Origin of the sequence: Micromonospora sp. NPDC049497 (assembly GCF_044465805.1) — a bacterium.
Lineage (GTDB): Bacteria > Actinomycetota > Actinomycetes > Mycobacteriales > Micromonosporaceae > Micromonospora.
Genome location: NZ_JBITMC010000023.1, coordinates 1 through 21,085, shown reverse-complemented (window position 1 = coordinate 21,085; position 21,085 = coordinate 1). Strand labels below are relative to the sequence as shown.

Sequence of the window (21,085 nt, the reverse complement as noted above, 5' to 3'; positions counted from 1 at the left end):
GCCCTGACCTCCCCGGCGCGGGGGAGTCGGGAACGGGCGGGCGGCGGGAGAATGGGCGGGTGAACCCCCGCGCGGTCCTCGTCCCGCTGGTGGCCGGCAGCACCTGGCGACGAGGCGTGTTCCTGCTGCTCGGCGGCGTGCTCGTGCTGCCCTACGCGCTGCTGGCGGTGACCTTCGCCCAGCTGCTGACCGATCCGGACGTCCCGCGGGCGCTGGCGATCGGCCTGCTGGTGATCGCGGCGGCCATCGCGCTGGTGCCGGTCTTCCTCGACGGCAGCCGCGCGCTGGAGATCGCCGCCGTCCGGGCGTTGCTCGGCGTCGACCTGCCCGACCCGACCCCCGGGCACCGCCCCGACCGGGAGACCCGGCTGCGGTCCGCGCTCTGGATCGCCACCCACCTCGCCGTGGGCGGGCTGGTGATGACCGCGTTGTTCAGCGCCCTGCCGATGGCCGTGGCGTTCATCGCCCAGCAGTTCGGGATCGGCGACGAGTTCGTGGGGCGGGAGCAGTTCGGGCCGCTGAGCGGATGGGACACCCGCTGGGTCACCGCCACCGGAGTGGTGCTGCTGGTCGGGCTCGGGTACGCGGTGGCCGGGCTCGGCGCGCTGGCCGTGTCGATGGCACCGGTGCTGCTCGGTCCCGCGCAGGCGGAACGGATCGCCGCCCTGGAGGCACGCGCCGCCGGCCTCGCCGAGCGCAACCGGCTGGCCCGGGATCTGCACGACTCCGTCGGGCACGCGCTGACCGTGGCGACCCTCCAGGCGGGGGCCGCCCGACAGGTCCTGGACCGCGATCCGGAGTTCGTCCGGCGGGCGCTCACCGCGATCGAGGAGACCGGGCGGGCCGCCATGGACGACCTCGACCACGTGCTGGGGCTGCTGCGGGACTCCGGTGGCGGCACGGCGGCGGCTCCGCAGCGTACGCTCGCCGACCTGGACCGGCTCGTCACCGACACCCGCGCGACCGGGCTGCGGATCGACTGCCGGCGCACCGGCGACCCGGCCGACGTGCCGGCGGCGGTCTCCCGCGAGGGCTACCGGATCCTCCAGGAGGGACTGACGAACGCCGCCCGGTACGGCCGGGGCCCGGTGACGCTGCGCCTCGACGTCGGCCCGGACACCCTGGACCTGGAGCTGGTCAACGCCCTCGCACCGAGACGCCGGTCGAGTCCGGGGCGCGGCGGCCGGGGGTTGGACGGGATCCGCGAGCGGGTCCTCCTGCTCGGCGGCCGCCTCACCGCCGGTCCGGACGCCGGCCGCTGGCGGATGCGGGTCCGCCTGCCGATGGCGGGATCGCGGTGACCGACGGGGGCCCGGTGACCGGGGTGCTGATCGTCGACGACGACGAGCTGGTCCGCATCGGCCTGCGGGCCATCCTCGACGCCCAGCCCGACCTGCACGTGGTCGGCGAGGCCGGAGACGGGTCGGCGGTGCTGCCGCTGGTCGCCCGGCTCCGCCCCCACGTGGTGCTGATGGACGTGCGGATGCCCCGGATCGACGGCATCCAGGCCACCCGGCGGCTGCTCGCCGCGTCCACCGACCCGCCCCGCGTGCTGGTGGTGACCACCTTCGCCAACGACGAGTACGTCTACGACGCGCTGCGTGCCGGGGCCAGCGGCTTCCTGCTGAAGCGGGCCCGGCCGGCCGAGGTCGTGGAGGCGGTACGGGTGGTCGCCCGGGGCGAGTCGCTGCTCTTCCCGGCGGCCATCCGGCGGCTCGCCGGGGCGTACGGGGGGCGGGGCGCCGACCGGTTGTCGGCCGCCCGGCTCACCGAGCGGGAGGCCGAGGTGCTGCGCCTGATGACCACCGGCCTGTCGAATCCGGAGATCGCCGCCGAACTGGTGGTCGGGGTGGAGACGGTGAAGACGCACGTCGGCAACGTGCTCGCCAAGCTGGGGGTCCGCGACCGCACCCAGGCGGTGATCGCCGCGTACGAGTCGGGCTTCGTCACCCCCACCGGTTGACGGGTTCCCCCGGGCGGGGGAGCCGGTTCCCCGTCCTCCGGGAGGGTTTCCGGGGCGTACCGGCCGAGGCTGGGAAGCATGACGACGACCGCTCCGCACCGACACCACGACACGGCCCGCCGGCCCGACCGGCTCGCCCCGCTCGCCGCCGGCTGGCTCGGCCTGTGGGGCGTGCTCGCCCTGATCGCCACCGCCACCGACACCGGATACCCGTTCGGCGCCGACGACCCGAACCGGGAGTCGAGCCTGCTGCGTTTCCTGCCGGCCGACCTCGGGCCGCCCCTGTTCGCCGGGATGCTGCTGGTGGCCGCGGTGGTGGCGCTGGCCCTGACCGCTCCCGCGACCCGACCCGCACGCCCGGTCCGGGCGCTGCTGCTCGGCTACGGCTGGGCGGTCGCCTTCGCGCTCGCCGTCGTCGTGCCCGGCATGCAGGTGCTGGTCATCCTCGGCTACGCCCCGATGCTGCTGCTCGGTGCCCCGTTCGGCTGGCCCCCGGTCGACTACGCCGACGTCTTCACCTGGCCACTGGCCGCCCGGACCGCGTCGATGGTGGGCGGTGTGCTGCTGGCCGGAGCGGTGCTGGTCTGGCAGCGGCGTACCGCCGGTGCCTGCGCGGCGTGCGGCCGGGACGGCACCGGCCGGGGCTGGACCACCCCGGCCGCCGCCGCCCGCTGGGGCCGGTGGGCCGCCGGGATCGCCGCCGTCGTCCCGTTCGGGTACGCGCTGACCCGCTTCGCCTGGGCGGCCGGTATCCCGCTCGGCATCGACCCCGACTTCCTCACCGAGATGCGGGAGACCGACGCGGTCTGGGCGGGGGCCGGGCTGGGTGCGTTCGCCACGGTGGGCGCGGTCCTCACGCTGGGTCTGGTGTCGCGCTGGGGTGAGCGGTTCCCCCGGTGGACCCCGGTACTGGCCGGCCGGCGGGTGCCGGTGCGGCTCGCCGTCGTCCCGGCGACCGTGGTGACGCTCGCCGTCACCGCGACCGGCCTGAGCGCGCTGAGCAGCGCGAGCTTCGTGGACCTGGGCGGCGGCCCGGTGGCCTGGGGGCCGCTGCTGCTCTTCCCGCTCTGGGGCGTGGCGCTGGGCGCGGCCACGTACGCGTACCACCTGCGTCGCCGTGGCGCCTGCCGCCACTGCCGGAGGGGTTGATCCCCAAGTGGCCCGGTCCCGGCACGGGGCGGGACCGGGCCACCCGGCGTTCAGGGCAGGTCGCGGGCGTAGCAGACGGACAGTGGTTCACCCCGGTACGGCCCGAAGTTCTCGATCCGCCGGTAGCCCTCCCGCTCGTAGAAGCGCATGGCCTCGGGCTGGGCGGTACCGGTCTCCAGCAGCAGGGTGCGGATTCCGGCCTCCCGGGCGGCGTCCTCCAGCGCCCGCAGGATCGCCGTCGCCACGCCGGTGCCCCGGGCGGGCGGGTCGACGTACATCCTCTTGATCTCGGCGGAGCCGGCGTCCAGGAACCGCAACCCGCCGCAGCCCAGGGCGACCCCCGCGGCGTCGCGGGCGACCAGGAAGACGGTGACGCTCTCGGCGGTCGGCGGCGCGCCCGGCTCGTGGTCGCCGTTGCCGTAGCGGGCGTCCAGTTCGGCCCGCTGCGCGGCCCGCAACCGGGCGGCGTCGACCGAGTCCCACGGCTCCCGCTCGACCGACAGGGTCTGCTCCACGGGTCCCCCTTCCGTAACGGGTGTCACCGTAGCGCCGCCCCGGACCTGCCCTACGCACCGGTCGACGCCGATCCGGTGAGCTAGCGTTGGGCGGGTGACTGCGCCTACCCCGGTTACCCCGGTCCCCCCGGCCGACCTGCCCGCCACGCTCGGCGCGCTGCGCGCGGCCGGTCACCGGTACCGCACCGTCAAGCAGGAACTCCGCGACAACCTCCTGGCCCGGATGCGTTCCGGCGCCGACCGTTTCCCCGGCATCGTCGGCTATGACGACACGGTGCTGCCCGAGGTCGAGCGGGCGCTGCTCGCCGGCCACGACATGGTGCTGCTCGGCGAGCGGGGGCAGGGCAAGACCCGGCTGATCCGCTCCCTGGCCGGGCTCCTCGACGAGTGGACGCCGGTCATCGCCGGCTCGGTGCTCAACGAGCACCCGCTGCACCCCCTCACCCCGGCCTCCCGCGCGCTGGTCACCGAGGCCGCCGACGACCTGCCGGTGGCCTGGCTGCACCGCTCCATGCGCTACGGCGAGAAGCTCGCCACCCCGGACACCAGCGTCGGTGACCTGATCGGCGACGTCGACCCGATCCGCATCGCCCAGGGCCGCACCCTCGGCGACCCCGAGACCATCCACTTCGGTCTGGTCCCGCGCACCAACCGGGGCATCTTCGCCGTCAACGAGCTGCCCGACCTGGCCGAGCGGATCCAGGTGGCGCTGCTCAACGTGCTGGAGGAGCGGGACATCCAGGTCCGCGGCTACCAGCTGCGGCTGCCGCTGGACCTGTTCCTGGTGGCCAGTGCCAACCCGGACGACTACACCAACCGGGGCCGGATCATCACCCCGCTCAAGGACCGCTTCGGCGCCGAGGTCCGCACCCACTACCCGCTCGACCTGGAGCTGGAGCTGGACCTGATCCGCCAGGAGGCCGACCTGGTGGCCGAGGTGCCGGGCCACGTGCTGGAGGTCCTCGCCCGGTTCGCCCGCGCCGTGCGCGAGTCGCCCTCGGTGGACCCGCGCTCCGGTGTCTCCGCCCGGTTCGCCATCGCCGCCGCCGAGACGGTCGCCGCCGCCGCGCTGCGCCGCTCGGGCCTGCTCGCCGCCGGCTCCGAGGCGGCCGTGGCACGGGTGGGCGACGCGGTGTCCGTGACCAGCACCCTGCGCGGGAAGGTGGAGTTCGAGAGCGGTGAGGAGGGGCGGGAGGTGGAGATCCTCGGCCACCTGCTGCGTACCGCGACCGCCGAGACCTTCCGCGCCCGGCTCGCCGGCCTGGACCTCTCCGGCTTCACCGCGCTGGTCGAGGACGGGAAGGCGATCGAGACCGGCGAGCTGGTCGGCTCCGCCGAGCTGCTGGGGCAGGTGGGCACCGTGCCGGGCCTGGCCAAGGTGCTGGACCGGCTCGGCCTCGGCGACGCCCCCAGCCCGGAGCAGGCCGCCGCCGGTGTCGAGTTCGTCCTGGAGGGTCTGCACCTGACCCGACGCCTCGGCAAGGACGTCACCGACTCCGGCCGGACCCGCTACGGCGACCGGTCCTGACGTGGCCGGCAACCGGTTCCGGTACGGCCAGTGGCACGGTGGTCCCGACCCGCTGGCACCCCCGTACGACGTGCGGGCGGCGGTGGACGCGGTCGGTTCCGAGGTGCTGGCCGGCGGGAGTCTCCGGGAGGCGCTGCGCAACCTCCTGCGCCGTGGCCCGCAGGGGCGCGCTGGTCTCGACGACCTCGCCGCGCGGGCCCGGCGGCTGCGCCGGGAGACACTGCGCCGCGGTGACCTGGACGGGGCGGTGACCCGTGCCCGCGCACTGCTCGACCAGGCCCTCGCCGCCGAACGCGACGCGCTGCGCGGGCGTGACGACGAGAGCGCGCGGTTCTCCGAGGCGGTGCTGGACAACCTGCCCCGCTCGACGGCCCGCGCGGTGGAGGAACTGTCCGGGTACGAGTGGGCCAGCGACGAGGCCCGGCAGACGTACCAGCGCATCCTCGACGGGCTGCGCGACGAGGTGCTCGGCCAGCGCTTCGCCGGCCTGCGCGACGCGGCGCGGGCGGCCGGCGACCCGGAGGTCCAGCGTCGGCTCGGCGAGATGATGCACGACCTGAACGACCTCCTCGCCCGGCACGCCCGCGCGGAGGACACCACCGACGCGTTCGCCGAGTTCATGCGCCGGCACGGCGAGTTCTTCCCGGAGCAGCCGAAGGACGTCGACGAGCTGGTCGACGTGCTGGCCCGACGCTCGGCCGCCGGCGAGCGGCTGATGCGGTCGCTGTCCGACCGGCAGCGGGAGGAGCTGGCCGGGCTGATGCGTCAGTCCCTCGGCGACCGGCTCGCCGACGAGCTGGCGGCCCTGGACGGCAACCTGCGGGCGCTGCGGCCCGACCTGCGCTGGGGCCGGGGCGAACGGGTCCGGGGCGAGGAACCGCTCGGGTACGCCGACGCGGCCGGCGCGCTCGGCGAGATCGGTGAGCTGGACGACCTGTTGGACTCCCTCGACCAGGAGCACCCGGGCGCCACGTTGGACGACATCGACGTGGACGCGGTGTCCCGGACGCTGGGCCGGGACGCCGCCGACGACGTACGCCGGCTGCGTGAGCTGGAGCAGGAACTGCGCCGGCAGGGATGGGTGAGCCGCGACTCCGACGGCCTGACCCTGAGCCCGAAGGCGCTGCGCCGCCTCGGCGGCACCGCCCTGCGACGGGTCTTCGCCGACCTGACCGCCGGGCCGCGCGGCCAGCACGACCTGCGCTCGGCGGGCGCGGCCGGCGAGGTCAGCGGGGGCTCCCGCCCCTGGGAGTACGGCGACGAGCAGCCGCTGGACGTGGTGCGCACGCTCACCCGGGCGGTCAGCCGGGCCGGGTCGGGCGTGCCGGTGCAGCTGGCCGTCGAGGACTTCGAGGTGGTGGAGACCGAGCGCCGGGCGTCGGCGGCGGTGGCGCTCTGCGTCGACCTGTCGTACTCGATGATCTCGCAGGGCCGTTGGGGTCCGATGAAGCAGACGGCGCTGGCGCTGTCACACCTGATGGCGACCCGGTTCCCGCAGGACGCGCTCCAGATCGTCGGCTTCGGCCGCGAGGCGCTGCCACTGACCCAGCAGGAGCTGGCGGCGGTCGAGCCGGACCTGCAGCAGGGCACCAACCTCCAGCACGCGTTGCGGCTGGCCGGCCGGCACCTGCGACGCCACCCGGACTCCGAGCCGGTCGTGCTCGTGGTCACCGACGGCGAGCCGACCGCACACCTGGACCCGGACGACGGGGAGGCGCTGTTCCACTGGCCGCCGCTGCCGGAGACCATCGAGGCCACCGTCCGCGAGGTGGACCGGCTGGCCCGGTACGGCGCCACGCTCAACCTGTTCATGCTCGGTGACGATCCCGGCCTGCGCCGCTTCGTCGACGCGGTGGCCCGTCGCTCGAAGGGCCGGGTGTTCACCCCCGACCTCGACGACCTCGGCGAGTTCGTCGTCTCCGACTACCTCCGCTCCCGCCACACCCGCCGCCGCTGACACCGTGCGGCTGGTCGGCCCCTGTCGAGCTGCCCCACGAGTGAGTCCGCGCCGGCGCCGCACCGTGGTCTCACACGTGGGGCAGCTCGACAGCAGCAGGCCGTGGTCGTCGAGCGCAGCCGGGGCGTGGTCGTTCGTGGCCCGGTCGCTCCGGCGCGCACGGTTCCGGCGGTCACCACACGTCCGGGTGACCGCGACCGTCGAACGCGGGAGCGGCGCGCGGGTACCGGGGTTGACTGGAAGGCATGGACAGCGGGGCGTTGCGGCGGGCGTACTCCGACGTGCTCGCGGAGGTCGACGGCGGAGGGTTCGGGGATCCGCCGGCCGGGATGCTCGGCGCGGAGCAGATCGTGGCGCACCTCGCGGCCAACGACGAGCTGATGAGCGAGGCGACCGAGGCGGTGCTCGCCGGGGCCCCCTTCGCCTACTACGACCTCGCGGGCGTGCACCGGCCGGAACTCGACGCCCTGGCCGCCGAGTGCGGCGGCCTGGACGGCCTGGCCACCCTGCTGCGGGCCACCAGCCAGAAACTGGTGACGCTGGTCGAGCGGCTCGGCCCGGCGGCCGACACCCCGGTGGAGACCCACCTGCGCGAAGGCTTCGACCTGGTCGTCGACGGACCCCTGCCCTGGGGGCGGGTCCTCGACCTGCACACTCGCGTCCACCTGCCCAAACACCTGGCCCAGCTCCGCACACTCCACACCCCGTAACCGCCGCGCCGATCGGTGACGGCCCAGCGGTACGATACGCGGTCCTGGTGCCGCTGAGCCGTCACCGACCGGTGTGTGCCGGGTTCGGGGCGCGGCGGAACGTTCGCCGGTACGTGGACGGGGCGACGCCCACACGCTGGTGGAGTTGCTGGCGCAGGGCGGCGGCGGTGCCGAAGCCACAGCGGCGGGCGACCTGGTCGACGCCGAGGTCGGTGGTCTCCAGGAGGAGGCGGGCGTGGTCGGTGCGCTGCTGGAGCAGCCACTGCGCCGGGCTGAGCCCGGTCTCCGCCCGGAACCGCCGGGTGAAGGTGCGGACGCTCATCCGCGCCTGCTCGGCCAGGTCCCGCAGACCCACCGGCTCGTGCAGCCGCTGCCGGGCCCACTCCCGCGCCCCGGCGGTGCTGGTGTCGGCGGCCTTCGGCACCGGGCGCTCGATGTACTGCGCCTGACCGCCCTCCCGCCACGGCGGCATCACGCAGCGCCGGGCGGCCCGGTTGGCGATCTCGCTGCCGTGGTCGGTGCGGATCACGTGCAGGCAGAGGTCGATGCCGGCGGCGACCCCGGCCGAGGTGAGCACCCGGTCGTCGGGGATGAACAGCACGTCCGGGTCGAGGTCCACGGAGGGGTGCAGGCGGCGGAAGCGGTCGGCGTACGCCCAGTGGGTGGTGGCCCGCCGGCCGTCGAGCAGCCCGGCGGCGGCCAGGACGAAGGCGCCGGTGCAGATCGACAGGATCCGCGCTCCCCGCTCGTACGCCGCCCACAGCGCGCCGGCCACCTCGGGCGCGATCAGGTGCCCGTCGCGCAGCGCGTCGCCGTGCAGGCCGGGCACGACCACGGTGTCGGCGGTGGTCAGCAGCTCCAGCCCGTGGTCGGGAAGGAGCCGGTAGCCGGCGGTGGTGCGGACCGGGGCGCCGCCCGGCGTGCAGACCTCGACGGTGTAGAGAGGTGATCCGTCGGGGCGCCGGGCGGTGCCGAAGACCTGGGCGGGCGTGCCGAGGTCGAGGCCGACGACCTCGTCGAGAGCGAGGACCGCCACGCGGTGCGGAGCAGGCAGCATGGCCCGATTATTGCGCATGATGGCTTCCCGGCCACTCGTCCGGCGGCCCGTACCGGGTGAGACTCGGCACCGTGATCCGAAACCGTCGTCTCCACCCGGCCTGGGCCGTCGCGGTCGTCGCCTTCGTCGCGCTGGTCGGCGCGGCCGGCTTCCGTGCCACCCCGTCGGTGCTGCTGCACCCTCTGCACGAGGAGTTCCGGTGGCCGCTGGCCACCATCTCGGCCGCCGTCTCGGTCAACCTGCTGCTCTACGGGCTCACCGCGCCGTTCGCCGCCGCGCTGATGGACCGCTTCGGCATCCGCCGGGTCGTCGCGGCGGCGCTGCTGCTCGTCGCCGCCGGCAGCGGGCTGACCGTCTTCATGAGCGCGAGCTGGCAGCTGATCCTCTGCTGGGGCGTCCTGGTCGGGCTGGGCACCGGCTCGATGGCGCTCGCCTTCGTGGCGACCGTCACCGGGCGCTGGTTCGTGCGCCGCCGGGGCCTGGTCACCGGCGTGCTGACCGCCGGCGGCGCAGCCGGCCAGCTCGTGTTCCTTCCGCTGGTGGCGCTGCTGGTACGCGAGCACGGCTGGCGTCCGGCGGCGCTCGTGGTGGCCGGGGCGGCGCTGGCGGTCGTACCCCTGGTGGTGTGGCTGCTGCGCGAGCACCCGGCGGATCTCGGCCTGCCTCCCTACGGCGGTGCCGAGGTCGTCGCCCCGGAACCGCCGGCCGGGGGGGCGGCAGCGCGGGCCGTCGGCGCGCTCGCCGCGGCGGCCCGAACCCGGCCGTTCTGGCTGCTGGCCGGCGGCTTCGCGATCTGCGGCGCGACCACCAACGGGCTGGTCGGCACCCACTTCGTGCCCGCCGCGCACGACCACGGCATGCCGCAGACCACCGCCGCCGGGCTGCTCGCGCTGGTCGGCCTCTTCGACATCGTCGGCACCATCGCCTCCGGCTGGCTGACCGACCGGGTGGACAGCCGGCTGCTGCTCGCCGCCTACTACGTGCTGCGCGGCGCGTCCCTGCTCGTGCTGCCGAGCCTGTTCACCGGCTCCGCCGGGCCGAGCATGCTCGTGTTCATCGTCTTCTACGGGCTGGACTGGGTGGCGACCGTGCCGCCGACGGTTGCGCTGTGCCGGGAGTGGTTCGGCACGGCCGGTGCGGTCGTCTTCGGCTGGGTCTTCGCCGCGCACCAGGTCGGTGCGGCGCTCGCCGCCACCGGGGCCGGTCTGGTCCGCGACCGGTTGGGCGACTACGCGATGGCCTGGTACGTCGCGGGCGCCCTGTCCATCGGCGCGGCCGGGTTGTCCCTGCTGCTGCGCCGTCGCGGGCCGTCCGACGAGCCGATCGTCGCGGTCGTGGCCACCCCGACCCGGGCCTGGGCCTATCGTGGCTGAGCGCCTGCGGTGACCGTCAGCCCACCAGCCACTGCTGCTCCACCCCACCGCCGCACGGGGCCTGCTCGACGTCGTCGCCGGCCTCGGTGCCGCCGTCGTCGACCTGCGCGCACTTGCCGCTGTGCAGCGCGACGAGCAGCACCGGGCCGGTGCCGGTCGCGGCCATCCGCCACTGCTGGTTGGCCTGGCCGTGGCAGGGGAACTGCTGGAGCTTCGTTCCGTCGTCGCCGCTGGCGCCCTCGACGTCCAGGCAGAGCCCGTACGCCGCGTTGGTCAGCGTCACCACGTCCGGGGCGACCGGGTTGGCCACCCACTGCTGCTCGGGACCGCCGGTGCAGGCGGCGAGCTGCGCGGTCGCCTTCTCGCCGCTGCCATCGACGCCGAAGCAGAGGCCCGACGCGACCGCGCGGAACACCTTCGGCCCGCTGACCGGGGCCGGCGCGGTCGTGGGCGGGGCCGACGGAGTGTCCGACGGCGCGGCCGGGGTGGTGGGCTCCGGCTCGACCGGCGTCGGGGTCGGCTCGGCCTCCGCCGTCGGAGCGCCGGCCGCCGCCGGCACGACCGGCTCGTCGCCGCCGCCACCGAGCACACCGGTCGCGAAGAACACCCCCAGGAGTACGCCCACCACGCCGACGATCAGCGCGGTCCGCAACAACGGGTCACCGGGCAGCCCGGGGCGGGCGGCTCGACCGCCTCCGTAGACCGTGCCGGACTCGTCGGGGCGGTGCGCGGGGGCGGACATACCGGCATCCTCACCCACTCGTGGGGCCGATGGCCAGCCGGCCCCTGCGCGGACGGGATCAGTCGACGACCCGTACGTCCTTCCAGAACGCCACCCGGTCGCGCACCATCTCCGCGTCCGGCTTCGGCTCCGGGTAGTACCAGACCGCGTCGGCGCTGGTCCGGCCGTCGTGCTCCAGGGTGTAGTAGGAGGCGGTGCCCTTCCACGGGCAGACCGTGTGCGTGCCGGACTCGCGGATCAGGTCGTCGCGGAGGGCGGCGCGGGGAAAGTAGTGGTTGCCCTCCACCACCACGGTGTCGTCGCTCTCGGCCACGACCAGGTCGTTCCAGACGGCTTTCGGCATGCTCTCCACGCTATGCCGTCCGACGCCACTCGACCACCGTGGACATCCCACGGAATCGCGTGTCGGGCGCGTAAGGTGATCTCATGCACGCGTTGCGTGATCATGACCAGGCGGTGGCCCAGCTGCGACGGTCGTACGCGGCGGTGCCACCGGGGAAGCCGGTCCGGCTCGCCAAGCGCACGTCCAACCTGTTCCGTCCCCGCAGCGCGCCCCGCACGCCCGGCCTTGACGTCAGCGGGCTGGTCGGGGTGCTCGGCGTGGACCGGGCCGCCCGCACCGCCGACGTGCAGGGCATGTGCACGTACGAGGACCTCGTCGACGCGACCCTGCCGCACGGGCTGATGCCGCTGGTGGTGCCGCAACTGCGCACCATCACGCTGGGCGGGGCGGTGACCGGCCTCGGCATCGAGTCCACCTCGTTCCGCAACGGGCTCCCGCACGAGTCGGTGCTGGAGCTGGACGTGCTGACCGGGGCGGGGGAGATCGTCACCGCCCGCCCGGACGGCCCGCACGCCGACCTGTTCGCCGCCTTCCCCAACTCGCTGGGCAGCCTCGGTTACGCCACGCGGCTGCGTATCGAGCTGCAACCCGTACGCCGGTTCGTGGCCCTGCGCAACGTGCGGTTCACCCGGCTGGAGGCGCTGACCGACGCGATCGCCGAGGTCACCGCCACGAGGGCCTGGGCGGGCGAGCCGGTGGACGTCATGGACGGGGTGATGTTCAGCCCCGGCGAGGCGTACCTGGTGCTCGGCTCCTTCACCGACGACACCGGGCGCGTGCCGCCCAGCGACTACACCGGTCAGGACATCTACTACCGGTCGCTGCGCCGGCGCACCCACGACCTGCTGTCCACGTACGACTACCTGTGGCGCTGGGACACCGACTGGTTCTGGTGCTCGGCGGCGTTCGGGGCGCAGCACCCGGTGGTGCGGCGGGTCTGGCCGGCGCGCTGGCGGCGCAGCGACGTCTACCACCGGCTGGTCCGGTTGGAGCACCGGCACCGGGTGGCCGCCCGGATCGACCGGTGGCGGGGCCAGCCGGAGCGTGAACGGGTCGTGCAGGACGTGGAGATCCCGCTCGACCGCACGGCCGACTTCCTCCGCTGGTTCGCCCACACGGTCGGGATGGCCCCGGTCTGGCTATGCCCGCTGCGGCTGCGGGAGCCGGACGGGCCCGGATCGGCTCGGGCCTGGCCGCTGTACCCGCTCCGGCCCGGGAGGGACTACGTCAACGTCGGCTTCTGGGGGAGTGTGCCGATCGCCGCGGGCGCCGCCGACGGCGACGTCAACCGGGCGATCGAACGCGAGGTGTCGGAGCTGGGCGGACACAAGTCGCTCTACTCCGACGCGTACTACGACCGGGTGGTGTTCGACCGGCTCTACGGCGGCGACACCTGGCGGACGGTGAAGGACCGCTACGACCCGGACCACCGGCTCACCGGACTGTACGAGAAGGCGGTAGCGCGACAATGAGCCTGACCGATCGAGACCAGGGAGCGGCGAGCCCTCCCGCGACCCCGCCGGCGGGGGGCCGGCGTTCGGGTCCCACCGTGGCGGACGTGGTCCGTGCACTGACCACCGGGGACCTGCCGGTGCGGGTCACCGGGTACGACGGCAGCGCGGTCGGCCCGGCCGACGCCGGGATCACGCTGTTCATCCGCTCCGAGCGGGGGCTGACCTACCTGCTCACCGCCCCCGGCGACCTGGGCATGGCCCGGGCGTACGTCAGCGGGGACCTGGCCCTGCACGGCGTGCACCCGGGCGACCCGTACGAGGCGTTGACCCTGCTCAAGGACGAGCTGCGGCTGCGGACGCCGTCCGTCGCCGAGGCGCTGAACCTGGTGCGGGGGCTGGGCTGGGAGCGGCTGCTGCCGCCGTTGCCCCCGCCGCAGGAGGCGTTGCCCCGCTGGAAGCGGGTGGTGAACGGGCTGCGGCACTCCCGTACGCGGGACAGCACCGCGATCTCCCACCACTACGACGTGTCGAACGCCTTCTACGAGAAGGTGCTCGGCGAGTCCATGACGTACACCTGCGCGGTCTACCGCTCGCCGGACGACACGCTGGAGGAGGCGCAGGCGGCGAAGTACGACCTGGTCGCGCAGAAGCTGGCGCTGAAGACGGGCATGCGGCTGCTGGACGTCGGCTGCGGCTGGGGCGGCATGGTCCGCCACGCGGCCCGCGAGTACGGCGTGAAGGCGCTCGGGGTGACCCTGTCGAAGGCTCAGGCGCAGTGGGCGCGGGCGGCGATCGAGCGGGAGGGGCTGACCGGCCTGGCCGAGGTGCGCCACCTGGACTACCGGGACGCGCCTCGGGAGCAGTTCGACGCGGTCTCCTCGATCGGCCTGACCGAGCACATCGGCGTACGCAACTATCCGGTCTACTTCGGGGCGCTGCGGGACCGGCTGCGGGTGGGCGGGCGGCTGCTCAACCACTGCATCACCCGCGCCGACAACCGCGCGCCGCACCGGTCGGGCGCGTTCATCGACCGGTACGTCTTCCCGGACGGCGAGTTGGCCGGGCCGGGCCGGCTGATCTCGGAGATCCACGACGTCGGCCTGGAGGTGCACCACGAGGAGAACCTGCGGCAGCACTACGCGCTGACGCTGGCCGCCTGGTGCCGGAACCTGGTCGCGCACTGGGACTTCTGCGTGTCCGAGGTGGGTGCGGGCACCGCCCGCGTGTGGGGTCTGTACATGGCGGGTTCCCGGATGGCGTTCGAGCGCAACGGGATCCAGCTGCACCAGGTGCTCGCCACGCGGAACGGCGCGGACGGGGGGAACGGCTACCCGCTGCGCCCGGACTGGCTGGCCTGACGGATCGATCGAAGGCCGCGCCGGTCGTGCCGGCGCGGCCTTCGTCGAACCGATTGACAAACAAGTTTTGTACGTACAAACTGATTTTGCCATGAGAGACGTCCTGTACCTCGAACAGATCGAGCAGGCCGAGGTCCTGCTCAAGCCCCAGCGCGTCGAGATCCTGCGACAGCTGGCCGAGCCCCGCACCTGCACCGAGGTCGCCGCTCGGCTGGAGCAGACGCCGCAACGGGTCTACTACCACGTCAAGCAGCTCGTCGCGGCCGGCCTCGTGGAGCTGGTCAGCGAACGCAGGGTGCGGGGTATCACCGAGGGCATCTACCAGGCGGTCGCCCGGTCCTACTGGCTCTCACCCCGCCTCGTCGGCCGCATCGGGGCGCGACGGGTGCGCGACGAGCTGAGCCTGGGCTACCTCCTGGACCTGATGGAGGAGGTCCAGGCCGACGTCGCCGCCCTGGACCGGACCGCCGGAGAGCTCCCCTCGGTCGGGGTGTCCGGCGAGATCCGGGTCCCCCCGGAACACCGCCAGCAGTTCCTGCACGACCTGCAGACGACCCTGCAGGACCTGTTCACGCGCTACGGCGGCGCCGAGGGAGACGCCTTCAAGCTCGCCGTGGCCGTCTACCCGAAGGGAACCGACCATGAGTGAACCGATGATCCTGCGGGTCCGCCTCGCCGCGCCGGTCGAGGCCGTCCACCGCGCCCTCACCGACCCCGCGGAGCTGCGCGTCTGGCTGGCCGAGCACGTCGAGGTCGAGCTGCCGACGCGGTACGAGTTCTGGGGGCGGTACACCCCCGAGGGCGATGCCCCGCACCAACGGCTGCTGCACGCCGACGACCACGGCCTGCGCTTCGCCTGGCTGCTCGACGGGGTGGAGACCACCACCGGCTTCACCCTCGAGGCGGAGAGCCGGGACACCACCGTGCTGACCCTCGACCAGAGCCACGTCGACTTCGCCGAGGCGATCAGCGGCAGCACCATCGGCGTCCTGCAGACCTTCTGGGCGCTGTCGCTGGCCAATCTGGCCGCCCACCTGGAGGGGCAGCCACTGCTGCCGAAGACGGACTTCACCTCCGCCGAGATGCGCGGCGAGCTGGTCATCGCGGCCCCCGCCGACAAGGTGTGGGAGTCGCTGACGGACTCCGGACAGGCCAGCGCCTGGTTCGGCTACCCGATCGGCATCGAGCCCTGGGTCGGCGGCCGGTACGCCATGGGCGGCTTCGAGTCCGGTCACGCGGCCAAGGTGGTCGACCTCGACCCGGGTCGGCGGATGTCCGTCGACTGGGGACCGATCGGTGTCACCACCTGGGAGCTGGCCGAGTCGCAGGGTAAGACCACGCTCACCTTCGTGCAGAGCGGCTTCGACGAGCAGAACCCCCCGTACAGCGCCTGGGCCGGGTCGGTCTCCGGGCTGGCGGAGCTGCGCCGCTTCCACGAGATGGCGGACTGGCAGCCGATCTGGCTCTCGGTCGAGGTGCCCGGCATGGAGCCGCTGACCGCCTGAGGGGGTGTTCCGGGAGATCTTGGTACGAATCGGCCTCCCCGGGGCCCTTTCGTACCAAGATTTCTTCGGCGCACGGGTTGATGGGGTGATTAAGAGGGTGGAAGTGGGTACTGGCGCGCGATGTTCTTCATCTTCGGTCTCCGTACCAAGGTCACCCAATCGGGCGTCACGCAGCAGGTCTGCCGCAACTGTGGCAACCACGCGGCGCAGGTGATCACCCGCCGCGCGACCAAGTTCAGCCTGTTCTTCATTCCGCTGATCCCGGTCCGCACCCGCTACATGCAGCAGTGCACCTTCTGCGGCGCCCAGTACGACGTGTCGAAGTCCGACGCGCAGCGTCTCCCGGTCGGCTGAGGCGGGGATGGCCCGTTTCCTCTGTTGGCTGATCGGCCGGCAACCCGTCGTACCGGCCTGCGCTCCGGTGCACACCGTCTCCCGGCCGCCGTGCACGCCGGGGCGGCGCCCGCGCCGCCGGAAGCGCCGGCCGCTGGCCGGTACCGCCCTGCCCCGCTCGCCCTGGAACCGGTCCGCCGGCCGCTGACCACCTCTGTGATCTCCGCCCTCGGCTCTGCCGGTACGCGCGAACCGACCACGATCACCGCCGGTCGTTAACAAGGGGCCCTTCCTCTACGCGAGGCGTTAATGGGGGGCCCTTCCTTTCATCTAGGGTGGCGGATCGTGACGAGCAGCGAGGAGCGACTGGCGGTGATCCGGGGCGGCGTGCCCGCCCGGCGGCACAACGCGCGCACCATCGCCGCGTTGACCGGCAACCCGGGCTGCACCCGGCGGGCGATCCTGGACGGCGCCGGGGTGGACAAGCCGGCGCTGGCCGAGCGGATCGGCTTCCCCGCCCGGTTCGGGCAGTCCCGCTTCGCCATCACCCGCGGCAACGCGTTCGAGGCGCAGGTCAAGGCCGACGGCGGGGCAGAGCTGCTGCGGCTGGTCGCCGAGCGGCTGGGCGTACCGGTGCCGGAGGCGGCGAGCTGGACGGACCTGGGCGGCGCGCAGGACCTGCCGGACCGGCAGGAGCGGTCGCGGGCGGCCCTGACCGCGCCCGGCGACGGTGCGGCGCTCTTCGACCACCCGCTGCTCGCCCTCGACGTGGCCGGTAAGCGGGTGCACCTGGAGCCGGACCTGGTGGCGGCCCGGCTCGCCGGCCGGTTCCACGTCGTGGAGGTCAAGTCGTTCCCGGTGATCGACGGGCAGGCCGACCCGGCGAAGGTGTCCGCCGCCGCGATCCAGTCCGCCGTGTACGTGCTGGCCCTGCGTGACCTGCTGGCCGCCGCCGGGCAGGACCCGGAGGAGGTCTCCCACGAGGTGGTGCTGGTCTGCCCGCGCGACTTTGCCAACCAGCCGGTGGCGAGCCTGGTGGACGTGCGCAAGCAGCTTCTCGTGCTGCGCCGCCAGTTGGAGCGGATGGCCCGGCTCGACACGCTGCTCGCCACGGTGCCCGAGGACTTCACCGCCGATCCCAGCGCCGACCCGGCCACACTCAAGGCCCAGTTGTCCACGGTGGAGGCCCGCTACGCGCCGGAGTGCCTGGCCGCCTGCGAGCTGGCGTACTTCTGCCGGCACGAGGCGCGTGGCCACACCGCCGCGCTGGGCCGACCGGTGCGCGAGGCGCTCGGTGGCGTCGGGACCGTGGACGACGTGCTGGCGCTGGCCACCGGCGAGCGCACCCCGGAGCCGGAGCGGGAGGAAGCCGCCGCGCTGCTGCGGGCCGCCGCCCGCCTGCGCGCCGACGCCCTCACCGGAGACCCCGCGTGAGCACGCTGCGCGCGCTCGCGAAGGCGCAGGCGCTCACCGCCGGCCGGGCCCAGCCGGTGGCCACGGTCCGGCACGTGCACCTGGTGGAACGGCCGCTGGTGCTGGTGCCGCTGGCGCTGGCCGGTGAGGCCAACGCCCCGCTCGCCGTGCTGGTCGGCGCCGCGCCGGACGAGGGGCGGCTGCTGGTGGTGCCGCAGCCGCGCAACCGGGACCAGCGCTTCGCGTTCGCCGCCGAGCTGGCCGGGATCGTGCTGGAGTACCTGGACGGCTTCCGGAGCGTCACCGAGGCGGTGCCCGTCGACCGGGGCCGCGACGTCCGCCACCGGTACGCCGACGCGCCGCAACTGCTCGTGCCGAGCCCGGCCGGGGTGACGTTCCTGCGGCTGTTCGGGCGTTCGACCCGGTTCCGTCGGACGGACGGTGAGTACCCGGTGCACCCGTCGGTGCCGCTGCTCGGTCGCTGGTTGACGTTCTTCGCGGAGCGGGCCGAGCATCCCGGCTCGTCGGCGCTGCTGGCGATGACCGACGCGCTGACCCTGCACTGGGCCACCGGCCAGAGCGCGGTGGAGGACCTGCACCTGCCGGCGCTGCTCGGCTGGGTCGACCCGCCGCCCGGGCTGACCGGGGCGCAGGCGGCGGCGCGTGCCGAGGACCCGTCGGTCTGCCCGCCGGCCGGCCCGGCCACCGACCCGGACTTCGACAACCAGGTGCTCGCCCCGGCGATGACCGCGTACGCGGAGGCGGGCGACGACGAGGTGGCGCGCGCCGGGGCGTACGCGGAGCTGGAGAGGCTGCTGCGCGACCAGCTCGCGCCCACCTGGGAGCTGATGTGGCGCGGCGTGGGGTTGCTCCGGTCCCTGCCGGCCGGCGCCCGGGTCGGGGGTCGGTGGGACGGGGACAAGGACGCCTTCACGGCACATGCCGAGCACGTCGACGCGGGCGGTGGACCGCAGCCCCGCCGGGACGGTGCCGTGGCGGCGGCGCAGCGGCTGCACCGGCTGGAACGGGCGGCGGCGTCGTACGCGGTGCAGCGCGCCTACGACGACCCCCTGGTCATGGCCGAGCACCGGCTGACCGGGGAGGCGTTCGTGGGGGAGGTGATCCTCGCCGACCCGAAGCGGGTGGACGACAGTGGGAAACGGCCGGTGCTGCGGCCGCGCATCCAGGTGGTGACCACCGAGCCGGTGGCGGTGCCGGTCGGAGCGACGCTGTGGTCCACGGCGCGTCCGGCGCAGAAGGCGCGCGTGGTGTTCCTGACCCCGGGCGACGGCAAGACCGAGGTGGTGCTGGAGCTGTCCGGTGGCATGGGGCGGGGGTTGACCGCGGCGCCGGGCAGCGTCCCCGAGGTGGGGGAGCGGCTCTGCCTCACCACGCTGTCCGAAGCGTACCTGCCGGTGGCGACGTTCCCGGCGGTGGAGGAGACCCCGTGGACCCACGGCGGTCGGCCGGCCGGGATGGACCCAGCGTGACGCCGGATGGTGCGGGCTGCGCCGCGGACCTCTGCCCCCTGCCAGGCTGTTCGGATTGTTAGGCTCCGCGCCATGTTCTCCGGCGATGCGGATGCTGACCTGCGGCAGATGGCCGACGACCCCACCTTCCCGCACCGCGATGCCGCCCGGTACGCGATGCGGTTCCGGTCCTCCGGCGACGTGGCGGATCTGGTCGCCGTCCACGACGATCCGCACCCGTGCGGGATGACCGACGTGGTGTTCGCCATGGCGGGATCGAAGCGGACGTGGCTCAACTGGGTGCCGATGCCCAGCGAGGCGATCAGCAACATCGCCAACGAGATCGGTGGCCGGCGGGCGCGCGGCGAGCAGCTCGAGGTCAGCGGCCTCGGGCTGTCGGGGGCGGAGCCGGCCAGCGCCATGACCGCCTGCCGCAGGATCGCCGGCCCGGTCGAGATCGGCATCGCCGAGTTCGCGCCCCCCGACATCCGGACGCCCGTACGGCCCGGCCGGTACGCGGTCTGGCGGTACGACGGCACCGAGCCGCTGCCCGCCCGGCCGGCGCCGTCGGAAGCCGCGGTCGGGCTGCTGCGGGAGGTTGCGGGGGAGCCGTGGCAGTCGCCGCTCTCGGGGTACGTGAAGGCCGCCCCGCTCGGCGAGCTGCCGCTGGACGACCTGCTCGGGCTGCTCGCCCACCTGCCCGCCCCGCCGGACACGCCGCGCTGGCAGCACCTGGCAAGGTCGACGCCGACGTACTGGTATCGGCTCATGCAGCCGTGGGTATGCCTCGGCATCCTGCACCACGCCAAGGACGAGCCGTGGCCGACCTCGACCCGACGCGAGGTGCTGGTGGACCTCGCCTTCGGCGTCGAGGATTGGGTCACCGACGCGGCGCTGTTCGCGCTGGTCACCGCCGCTTACCGGGAACCGGACCTGAGGCCGGAGGTACGCCAGCTCGTCCGGGCCCGGCTCGACGCGGTGGTGGCGGCGAACCGGCCGGTCACCATCGAGGAATCACTGGCGCAGCTGATGATCGTCACGCCCGGTTGCCGTCCGGACGACCGGGTGCTGGCGACGGCCGTGTTGGCCCGCGCGGCGCAGGACGACGACGAGGACGAGGAACCGTCGCCGTCGCCGTCGCCGGTCGCGAAGCGTCGCTGGTGGCGGCGGGGCAGCTAGTGCCCGAGTTGGAGAGGCCCCCGACGGACAAGCTGTGACACAGGTCGCGGAAAGCGGCTTGACCCTCCCGTAACGGCAGGCGGAAGCCTCGTTGACGGAAGGGAGGGGAACCATGGCGTACACGGTGGGACAGGTGGCGAAGGCCGCCGGGGTGACGGTGCGGACGCTGCACCACTACGACGAGATCGGGCTGCTCTCGCCGGGCGGGCGCAGCGCGGCCGGCTACCGGCGGTACGACGACGCCGACCTGGACCGGTTGCAGCTCATCCGGTACTACCGCGAGCTGGGGTTCCCCCTGGACGAGATCGCCGCGATCCTGGACGACCCGGCGAGCGACCCCACGGCACACCTGCGCCGCCAGCACGACCTGCTGACCGGGCGGATCGGGAAGCTCCAGGACATGGTCGCGGCGATCGAGCTCGCGATGGAGGCACGCAGGATGAACATCTCACTGACCCCCGAGGAGCGGTTCGAGGTCTTCGGCGACTTCGACCCGGACGCGCACGCCGACGAGGCGCGGGAGCGCTGGGGCGAGAGCGAGGCGTACCGCCAGTCGGCCCGGCGCGCCGCCGGCTACTCGAAGGACGACTGGCTGCGTATCAAGGCCGAGAACGAGGACTGGGGTCGGCGGTTCGTCGAGGTGATGGCCTCGGGCGCACCGGCCGACAGTCCGGCGGCGATGGACCTGGCCGAGGAGCACCGGCAGATCATCAGCCGGTGGTTCTACGACTGCTCGTACGAGATCCACACCGGGCTGGCCGACATGTACCTCGCCGACCCGCGCTTCACCGCGCACTACGAGAAGATCCGGCCCGGGATGGCCGCGTACCTCGCCGAGGCCATCCACGCCAACGCGATCACCCGCGCCTGAGCGGGCCGTGGGGGGGGGGGGGGGGGCGCCCGGGCCCCCCCCCCCCGGGGGCCGGGGGGGGGGGGGGGGGGGGCGGGGCCCCCCCCCCCCCCCCCCCCCCCCCCCCCCCCCCGCCTCCGGATACCTCCAGCACCAGGAGGCGGCAATGCTCCCTTGGAATTCGCCA

Annotated in this window: 20 protein-coding genes; 16 read left to right on the top strand and 4 right to left on the bottom strand. The window is 74.2% G+C overall.

Going from position 1 to position 21,085, the window contains the following annotated elements; translation table 11 throughout:
* Positions 1-59 precede the first annotated feature (59 nt).
* The 3 genes from ACIBR0_RS25030 (at position 60) to ACIBR0_RS25020 (ending at position 3,112) form a co-directional block, all read left to right on the top strand.
* The gene (locus ACIBR0_RS25030) at positions 60-1,301 is read left to right on the top strand and encodes a sensor histidine kinase (RefSeq protein ID WP_396719581.1); all 1,242 of its coding nucleotides are present in this window, start codon (positions 60-62) and stop codon (positions 1,299-1,301) included.
* A 14-nt stretch (positions 1,302-1,315) separates the two neighbouring features.
* Positions 1,316-1,963: a response regulator transcription factor gene (locus tag ACIBR0_RS25025; RefSeq protein WP_357029723.1), complete on the top strand. Its 648-nt coding sequence runs from the start codon at positions 1,316-1,318 to the stop codon at positions 1,961-1,963.
* Between the two features lie 78 nt (positions 1,964-2,041).
* Entirely contained in the window at positions 2,042-3,112 is a 1,071-nt protein-coding gene (locus ACIBR0_RS25020) for a hypothetical protein (RefSeq protein ID WP_396719579.1), read from the top strand.
* Between the two features lie 50 nt (positions 3,113-3,162).
* Here the strand turns inward: ACIBR0_RS25020 and ACIBR0_RS25015 are convergent, their stop codons facing one another.
* A complete protein-coding gene (locus ACIBR0_RS25015; RefSeq protein WP_396719577.1) occupies positions 3,163-3,627 on the bottom strand; it encodes a GNAT family N-acetyltransferase in 465 nt (154 codons plus the stop codon).
* Between the two features lie 94 nt (positions 3,628-3,721).
* Here ACIBR0_RS25015 and ACIBR0_RS25010 point away from each other — a divergent pair, with 94 nt between their 5' ends.
* The 3 genes from ACIBR0_RS25010 (at position 3,722) to ACIBR0_RS25000 (ending at position 7,822) form a co-directional block, all read left to right on the top strand.
* Positions 3,722-5,155: a magnesium chelatase gene (locus ACIBR0_RS25010; RefSeq protein WP_396719575.1), complete on the top strand. Its 1,434-nt coding sequence runs from the start codon at positions 3,722-3,724 to the stop codon at positions 5,153-5,155.
* A 1-nt stretch (position 5,156) separates the two neighbouring features.
* Complete coding sequence (locus tag ACIBR0_RS25005) at positions 5,157-7,112, top strand: VWA domain-containing protein (RefSeq protein WP_396719573.1); 1,956 nt, start codon at positions 5,157-5,159, stop codon at positions 7,110-7,112.
* Between the two features lie 245 nt (positions 7,113-7,357).
* Positions 7,358-7,822, top strand: coding sequence for a hypothetical protein (locus ACIBR0_RS25000; protein ID WP_357035676.1), 465 nt, complete (start codon positions 7,358-7,360; stop codon positions 7,820-7,822).
* 61 nt (positions 7,823-7,883) lie between these two features.
* Here the strand turns inward: ACIBR0_RS25000 and ACIBR0_RS24995 are convergent, their stop codons facing one another.
* A complete protein-coding gene (locus ACIBR0_RS24995; protein WP_396719570.1) occupies positions 7,884-8,897 on the bottom strand; it encodes a GlxA family transcriptional regulator in 1,014 nt (337 codons plus the stop codon).
* 56 nt (positions 8,898-8,953) lie between these two features.
* Here ACIBR0_RS24995 and ACIBR0_RS24990 point away from each other — a divergent pair, with 56 nt between their 5' ends.
* Complete coding sequence (locus ACIBR0_RS24990) at positions 8,954-10,252, top strand: MFS transporter (protein ID WP_396719690.1); 1,299 nt, start codon at positions 8,954-8,956, stop codon at positions 10,250-10,252.
* Positions 10,253-10,268: 16 nt separating this feature from the next.
* On the opposite strand, the gene ACIBR0_RS24985 is transcribed toward ACIBR0_RS24990, so the two are convergent.
* Together ACIBR0_RS24985 and ACIBR0_RS24980 are read right to left on the bottom strand one after the other, a co-directional pair.
* The gene (locus ACIBR0_RS24985) at positions 10,269-10,994 is read right to left on the bottom strand and encodes an RICIN domain-containing protein (protein ID WP_357035673.1); all 726 of its coding nucleotides are present in this window, start codon (positions 10,992-10,994) and stop codon (positions 10,269-10,271) included.
* Positions 10,995-11,052: 58 nt separating this feature from the next.
* A complete protein-coding gene (locus ACIBR0_RS24980; protein WP_396719568.1) occupies positions 11,053-11,337 on the bottom strand; it encodes a DUF427 domain-containing protein in 285 nt (94 codons plus the stop codon).
* An 83-nt stretch (positions 11,338-11,420) separates the two neighbouring features.
* Here ACIBR0_RS24980 and ACIBR0_RS24975 point away from each other — a divergent pair, with 83 nt between their 5' ends.
* The 9 genes from ACIBR0_RS24975 (at position 11,421) to ACIBR0_RS24935 (ending at position 20,919) form a co-directional block, all read left to right on the top strand.
* Entirely contained in the window at positions 11,421-12,809 is a 1,389-nt protein-coding gene (locus tag ACIBR0_RS24975; RefSeq protein WP_396719566.1) for an FAD-binding oxidoreductase, read from the top strand.
* Positions 12,806-14,149, top strand: a complete 1,344-nt coding sequence (locus ACIBR0_RS24970; protein WP_396719564.1) for a class I SAM-dependent methyltransferase — start codon at positions 12,806-12,808, stop codon at positions 14,147-14,149. Before ACIBR0_RS24975 ends, ACIBR0_RS24970 begins: the two co-directional genes overlap by 4 nt.
* A 91-nt stretch (positions 14,150-14,240) precedes the next feature.
* A complete protein-coding gene (locus ACIBR0_RS24965; RefSeq protein WP_396719562.1) occupies positions 14,241-14,798 on the top strand; it encodes a helix-turn-helix domain-containing protein in 558 nt (185 codons plus the stop codon).
* Positions 14,791-15,654: an SRPBCC family protein gene (locus ACIBR0_RS24960; protein ID WP_396719560.1), complete on the top strand. Its 864-nt coding sequence runs from the start codon at positions 14,791-14,793 to the stop codon at positions 15,652-15,654. The genes ACIBR0_RS24965 and ACIBR0_RS24960 overlap by 8 nt, the downstream gene beginning before the upstream one ends.
* 120 nt (positions 15,655-15,774) lie before the next feature.
* Positions 15,775-16,008 (top strand): zinc-ribbon domain-containing protein, encoded by a 234-nt coding sequence (locus tag ACIBR0_RS24955; protein WP_396719558.1) that lies wholly within the window; start codon positions 15,775-15,777, stop codon positions 16,006-16,008.
* A 324-nt stretch (positions 16,009-16,332) separates the two neighbouring features.
* Positions 16,333-17,421: a hypothetical protein gene (locus ACIBR0_RS24950; RefSeq protein WP_396719556.1), complete on the top strand. Its 1,089-nt coding sequence runs from the start codon at positions 16,333-16,335 to the stop codon at positions 17,419-17,421.
* Complete coding sequence (locus ACIBR0_RS24945) at positions 17,418-18,890, top strand: hypothetical protein (RefSeq protein ID WP_396719554.1); 1,473 nt, start codon at positions 17,418-17,420, stop codon at positions 18,888-18,890. The genes ACIBR0_RS24950 and ACIBR0_RS24945 overlap by 4 nt, the downstream gene beginning before the upstream one ends.
* A 72-nt stretch (positions 18,891-18,962) precedes the next feature.
* Positions 18,963-20,048, top strand: coding sequence for a hypothetical protein (locus tag ACIBR0_RS24940; protein ID WP_396719552.1), 1,086 nt, complete (start codon positions 18,963-18,965; stop codon positions 20,046-20,048).
* Between the two features lie 112 nt (positions 20,049-20,160).
* On the top strand, positions 20,161-20,919 hold the full coding sequence (locus ACIBR0_RS24935) for a MerR family transcriptional regulator (protein ID WP_396719550.1): 759 nt from the start codon (positions 20,161-20,163) through the stop codon (positions 20,917-20,919).
* The last annotated feature ends 166 nt before the right edge of the window (positions 20,920-21,085 follow it).

Coding starts and splice junctions, on each gene's coding strand:
- ACIBR0_RS24995 (WP_396719570.1), bottom strand. CDS start 8,897: ATGCGCAATAATCGGGCCATGCTGCCTGCTCCGCACCGCGTGGCGGTC.
- ACIBR0_RS24960 (WP_396719560.1), top strand. CDS start 14,791: ATGAGTGAACCGATGATCCTGCGGGTCCGCCTCGCCGCGCCGGTCGAG.
- ACIBR0_RS24970 (WP_396719564.1), top strand. CDS start 12,806: ATGAGCCTGACCGATCGAGACCAGGGAGCGGCGAGCCCTCCCGCGACC.
- ACIBR0_RS24965 (WP_396719562.1), top strand. CDS start 14,241: ATGAGAGACGTCCTGTACCTCGAACAGATCGAGCAGGCCGAGGTCCTG.
- ACIBR0_RS24980 (WP_396719568.1), bottom strand. CDS start 11,337: ATGCCGAAAGCCGTCTGGAACGACCTGGTCGTGGCCGAGAGCGACGAC.
- ACIBR0_RS24985 (WP_357035673.1), bottom strand. CDS start 10,994: ATGTCCGCCCCCGCGCACCGCCCCGACGAGTCCGGCACGGTCTACGGA.
- ACIBR0_RS24975 (WP_396719566.1), top strand. CDS start 11,421: ATGCACGCGTTGCGTGATCATGACCAGGCGGTGGCCCAGCTGCGACGG.
- ACIBR0_RS24955 (WP_396719558.1), top strand. CDS start 15,775: ATGTTCTTCATCTTCGGTCTCCGTACCAAGGTCACCCAATCGGGCGTC.
- ACIBR0_RS24940 (WP_396719552.1), top strand. CDS start 18,963: ATGTTCTCCGGCGATGCGGATGCTGACCTGCGGCAGATGGCCGACGAC.
- ACIBR0_RS24935 (WP_396719550.1), top strand. CDS start 20,161: ATGGCGTACACGGTGGGACAGGTGGCGAAGGCCGCCGGGGTGACGGTG.
- ACIBR0_RS25000 (WP_357035676.1), top strand. CDS start 7,358: ATGGACAGCGGGGCGTTGCGGCGGGCGTACTCCGACGTGCTCGCGGAG.
- ACIBR0_RS25020 (WP_396719579.1), top strand. CDS start 2,042: ATGACGACGACCGCTCCGCACCGACACCACGACACGGCCCGCCGGCCC.